Source organism: Candidatus Eisenbacteria bacterium, assembly GCA_016867715.1.
Classification (GTDB): Bacteria; Orphanbacterota; Orphanbacteria; order Orphanbacterales; family Orphanbacteraceae; genus VGIW01.
Genome location: VGIW01000141.1, coordinates 1 through 5,038, shown reverse-complemented (window position 1 = coordinate 5,038; position 5,038 = coordinate 1). Strand labels below are relative to the sequence as shown.

The 5,038-nt window shown below is 64.6% G+C and carries 3 protein-coding genes; 1 reads left to right on the top strand and 2 read right to left on the bottom strand.

Annotated elements, in window-relative coordinates; translation table 11 throughout:
- Positions 1–185: hypothetical protein (locus FJY73_13920; GenBank protein ID MBM3321756.1), on the bottom strand; the 185-nt coding region annotated here is incomplete at its 3' end.
- Positions 182–1,687, bottom strand: a complete 1,506-nt coding sequence (locus tag FJY73_13915) for a radical SAM protein (GenBank protein ID MBM3321755.1) — start codon at positions 1,685–1,687, stop codon at positions 182–184. The genes FJY73_13920 and FJY73_13915, both read right to left, overlap by 4 nt.
- A gap of 374 nt (positions 1,688–2,061) precedes the next feature.
- Here FJY73_13915 and FJY73_13910 point away from each other — a divergent pair.
- Positions 2,062–5,038: zinc carboxypeptidase (locus FJY73_13910; protein ID MBM3321754.1), on the top strand; the 2,977-nt coding region annotated here is incomplete at its 3' end.

Sequence of the window (5,038 nt, the reverse complement as noted above, 5' to 3'; positions counted from 1 at the left end):
CTGCGGGAGATCTTCTCGTACTCGTCGACGCTGAGTTCCTGGGTCGCCGGACGGACCGCGCCGAGAAGGCAGTGCCCGCAGTGCGCGTTGCAGACGTCGGTGACGAAGAGCACGATGTAGTGCGGATCGGCGCCGCGCTTCTTGAAGATGCGGCCCGCGTAGCGGGCGTACGCGAGAAAGCTCACGGCTTCACTCCGTCGCCGGAGGCCCGTGCGCCTTTCTTCGAGGCGCCCCGCTCCTTCCCCGCCCGCCGTTTCCGGCGGCTCACGGCCATCGCGTCGAGGAAGCTCCTGAATCCGTAAAGCTTCCGCTTCACGTCCCCCGCCCCGCGGATCGCCGTCGCCATCCTCCAAATCTGCCGCGGGCGGAGGTAGAACTCCTTGAGGCCTTGATCGATCAGCTCGTCGATGGTCTCCTTCGGGAGCTCCGGGTAGCCCAGAACGGTCACCTGCTCGTGGTTCTCGTCGAGGTATTCGCTCCAATCCTTCGGGATGAGATGCCCCTCGTGCTTCGCCCATTCGTACATCTCGGTCCCGGGGTACGCGGCGATCCCGGAGATCTGGATCGTGTCGAGCGGAAGGCTCTTCGCGTAGTCGATCGTGGCGCGTGCCGACTCGCGGGTTTCCCCCGGCGCCCCGATCATGAAGCATCCGTGAAGAGTGAAGCCGAGATCCGCCGCGTCGCGCGCGAACTCCGTGGTCCGCTCGATCTTCGTCCCCTTCTTCACCGCGTCGAGGGCGGCTTGCGTTCCGAACTCGAAGCCGATCATGAGCATCCGGCAGCCGGCCCGCCGCATGAGCTGAAGGAGGTCGCGCTTCACGTCGGTCCGCACGTTGCACGACCACAGGATGCGCGTCTCGAGGCGGCGCTTCAGGATCTCGCGGCACACTCCTTCGACGTGATCCCGGTTCGCCGTGAACGTGTCGGTCTCGATCATGATCTCGCGGAGTTTCGGGAAGAGCGCGAGATCGTGCTCCATCTCGTCGACGACGAGCTCGGGCGCTCGGTAGCGGTTCTCGTGGCCGTACATGAGTTGCGGATCGCGGCAGAAGGTGCAGCGCGCGAAGCAGCCGCGCCCCGAGATGAGCGTGAGGAACGGGTGGAGCTTCCCGCCGTCGTAGTACAGGTTCGGATCGATGAACTGCCACGCGGGGAAGGGGAGCTCGTTCACGTCGAGGAACGGCCGAGGAGGTGTTCGAACGAGCTTCCCTTCGGAATCCTCGTAGAAGAGCCCGAGCGTCTTCTCCGGCCGGGAGCCGGAGACGAGGTCGCGGAGGGTGTGGTCGTACTCGCCGTACGCGATGAAGTCGAGGGCTCCGCCCGCGCGGCGGAAGGTGTCCGCCGGTTCTGCGGTCGCGTGCTGTCCGACGAAGACCGTCTTCGCGCCCGCGGTCTCCTTGGCGAGCGCCGCATGGGCGAGGTCGTTGTCGATCGAAGGGGTCGCCGCGTGGAGGACGACGTACGAGGGTCGCTCGCGCGCGAGAAGCCCGCGGAGATCCTCTCGGCTCCGGTTCTCCGCGCACGCGTCGATCAGCTTCGCGTCGATCCCGGCGCGCAGAAGAACCGCCGTCGCGACCGCGAGATAGTCCGGATGCCTCTGCACGCGCCCCCTCGAGCGCGCATCCCACCGTGCGCTTCGGACGAAATCGTCCACGAACGGGGGGTTCAACATCCACACATCCGCCATGAGCGATCTCCCCGCGCGGCCAATGATGGGTCTCTGAGGGGGGCGTACGAGCCCTGTCTCGCCGAACTGCACTTATTCTAATGAAGTTAGCGTCGGCCGTCAAGACGGCCGCGGGCGGCGAGCCTGTTCCCTATTCTTTGTTGCGAGGCGGTCTCCCGCGCGGCCGTTCTCCGCCTTGATCTCTTGCCCGGGACGGGTCGAAACCTCCTGCTTTCCGTTGACACACAAGTGGTCAAGTGGTAGCATGTCAATTGCTTGTGAGTTGCGCCGGTCGTTCCGGAGGTGTGCTCGCAAGTTGATCGAAAGGGTCGAGACGAACAGGCATCGGCGCCCCCGCTTCTCGAGTCGTTTCGGTCTATGCAAGGGGGTGCTTGATGGCCGGCCGCACCATCCTTCCTGCCGCGATCTTCGCCGTGTTGGCTTCGTTTCTTCCGTTGCCGGCCTCCGCAGACGTTGCCCTCATCGCAGACCTGGACTCCAACGTCGCCAACGGGCCGGACACCCTCCTGATCGAGCCGACCGACACCGTGCTTGTGCACGTGTGGATCACCGGCGACGGCGACTCCCTCGTAGGCTTCGGGATCACTCTCGGAGACACGACCGGCGCCCTTGTGTGGGTCGAGGAAAGCCCGAGCGAGGTCTACACGATGCCCGTGGAATGGTCGACGTTCAATGTCCAGCGGGATCCTCTCGGCCGGCTCCTGATTCAGGCGCAGGACTTCACCCATAGCGTCCCGCTCGTCCTTCCGGGCCAGGTGGCGGAGCTCAAGTTCACCGTCGCCGCAGGAGAGTCTTGCGGGACCATCGGATGGGATCCGGAGATGTCGGGTTGGCAAGACTGGGAGTTCGAGGAAGGAGTGTTCGCCGGCTTCGAAGGGGCCACGGTATGCCTCGGAGGAGCGGGGGATGGAGGAGGAGAAGAGGACTCTCCACCCTCGGAGGATCGGCCCACCTACCAGCTTGTTGAGGTTTCCGGGTTGACCGAGCAAGAGCTGCTCGCGCTGGAGGGGAGATTCTGGGTCGACGTTCTCTCCTACGAGGAGGAATCCTCGGTCCGGATGGTCATCTCGGAAAGAAACGCGGCGATTCTCGTGGAAGAGGGCTACGACCTGACGGTGCTCGACGACGACTATGGGGACGAGTACTTCGATGCGGAAGAGAACGGGCTCCCAGCCGGATACCGTACCTATGACGAGATCGTCGCATACCTCGACGAGATGCACGGTGAGTACCCGGAGATCACGGCGCCGAAGGACTCGATCGGCGCGTCCTGGGAAGGGCGCGCGATCTGGGCGATGAAAGTCGGCACGGAGGGGAAGCCGTCCGTCCTCTATGACGCCCTGCACCACGCGAACGAAGCGATGACGGTGAACGTCGTCCTCGACTACCTGCGGCACCTCCTGGAAAACCACGACACGGATCTGGAGGCCAAGTTCCTCATCGACGAGCGCGAGATCTGGTTCGTGCCGATCGTGAACCCTGATGGATACGTATACGTGGCGGAAGCTCAGGATCCTCTATGGCGCAGGAACCGGAGAGACAACGATACGACCTGCGTGGATTCGTTGCCGAGCTTCGGTGTCGATCTCAATCGGAACTACGGTTTCCAATGGGGAGGTGGGTCGAACGATCCCTGTAATCTCGCATACCAAGGTCCGGCTCCCTTCTCCGAGCCGGAGACGCGGGCAATGCGTGGCTTCATTCTCGACAAGAGGATCGTTGCCAGCGACTCCTATCACAGCGACATCCGGACGTTGCTCTATCCCTGGTCGTACTCCGCCGTCGCCCCAGAGGACAGCGGGACATTCACGACGGTGGCGGGGGAACGGACGCAATGGAACAACTACCGGAGTTGGCAGGCTGGTAGCAAGCTGCTCACGAATGTGAGCGGATCCAGCATCGACTGGGCGCACTCGGACACGGCGGGAGTTTTCGCCTTCGCGACGGAAGTGGGGGGCACGAGCAAGTGGCCGGACGCCGCGGAGATCCCGTATCTCCTCAGCGAGCAGCTCTCTTCAAGCATCGTTCTCAGCCTCGTGGCCGGTCCGTACGTGACGGCGGCGGCTGTGGAGGTTCGGGGAGGGGATGAGGATGGCCAACTCGACGCGGGGGAAACGGACACCCTCATCGTGACTCTGGCGAACTGGGCACTGAGTGCTTCCGCGACGAGCGTCTCCGCAACGCTCCGCACGGACGATCCGTACGTCCATCTAGAATCCGCCTTATCGACCTACGGGGCGATCCCCGCGCAAGCTTCCGCGGACAACGCGACCGGCCCCTTCGTCCTCGCGGTCGATCCGGAGACGCCCGCCGGTCACCGAGCGATCTTCACGGTCCGGTCCGAATGGGACGCCGGCTATCCCCACGAGGAGACCATCACGCTCACCGTGGGCGACCCGGCGGTCATCGATTCCCTTTCTGACGATTTCGAAGAAGGGAGCGGCCACTGGGAGGTGAGCGGCGATGCCACGAGCGGAGCCTGGGAGATCGGCATTCCGGCCCGAGGGTCCTTCCAGCCCGGGGGCGACGCCTCGCCGTACCCAGGCACATCCGCCTGGGTCACGGACGAGGCCATTGGCCTCGCTCATAACGTCAACGAAGGGTCCACCACGCTCCGCTCCCCCACGTGGGACCTTTCCGCGTTCTCCGCCGTGACGCTCCGGTTGAACTACTTCTTCGGGCAGCAGAAGCCGGAGGACGACGCGGGCGACTTCTTCCGGATCGACCTTTCGAACGACGACGGCAGCACGTTCCCGGAATGCCTGCTCTTCATTGGGGATGTGGGCCACAACGCCGTCTGGTTGAACCTGGAAGTCCGGCTGGACGAGGTTCTGCCCCTCACGAGCGAAATGCGCCTTCGGCTTCAGGCTTCGGACGGCTCGAGCAGCGACGACATGATCGAGGCCGGCATCGATGACCTTATGCTCATCGACCGGGGGACTGGGAACTATCCGCCCGGGCGGCCTGGGCTCGTCTCCCCTCCTACGGGGTCGCTCGTCGGGGACGAGCCGGTTCTCACGGTCTCGAACGCCTCCGACCCGGACGGGGACACGCTGACGTACCATTTTCGCGTCTATTCCGATTCGCTCCTGACGACTCTCGTGCGTTCAGCGACCGGGGTCGTCGAAGGATCTGGAGAGACATCCTGGACGGTCTCGCCCTCCCTGCCCGACGGCACGTACTGGTGGCGCGCGCACGCGGAGGACGGCGAGGAGAGAGGTCTCTTCATGGGCGCCGTATCGTTCGTGGTCACCGCGACCGGCGTGGCGAGCGGGGAGTCGCTGCCCCAGCTCACGGTGTTTCCCGCGCGCCCGAATCCGGCCCCCTCGGCGACCACGATCCACCTCTTGA

Bases quoted from the DNA above. Each gene is read 5' to 3' on its own strand.
- FJY73_13915 (MBM3321755.1), bottom strand. From the start codon at position 1,687: ATGGCGGATGTGTGGATGTTGAACCCCCCGTTCGTGGACGATTTCGTC.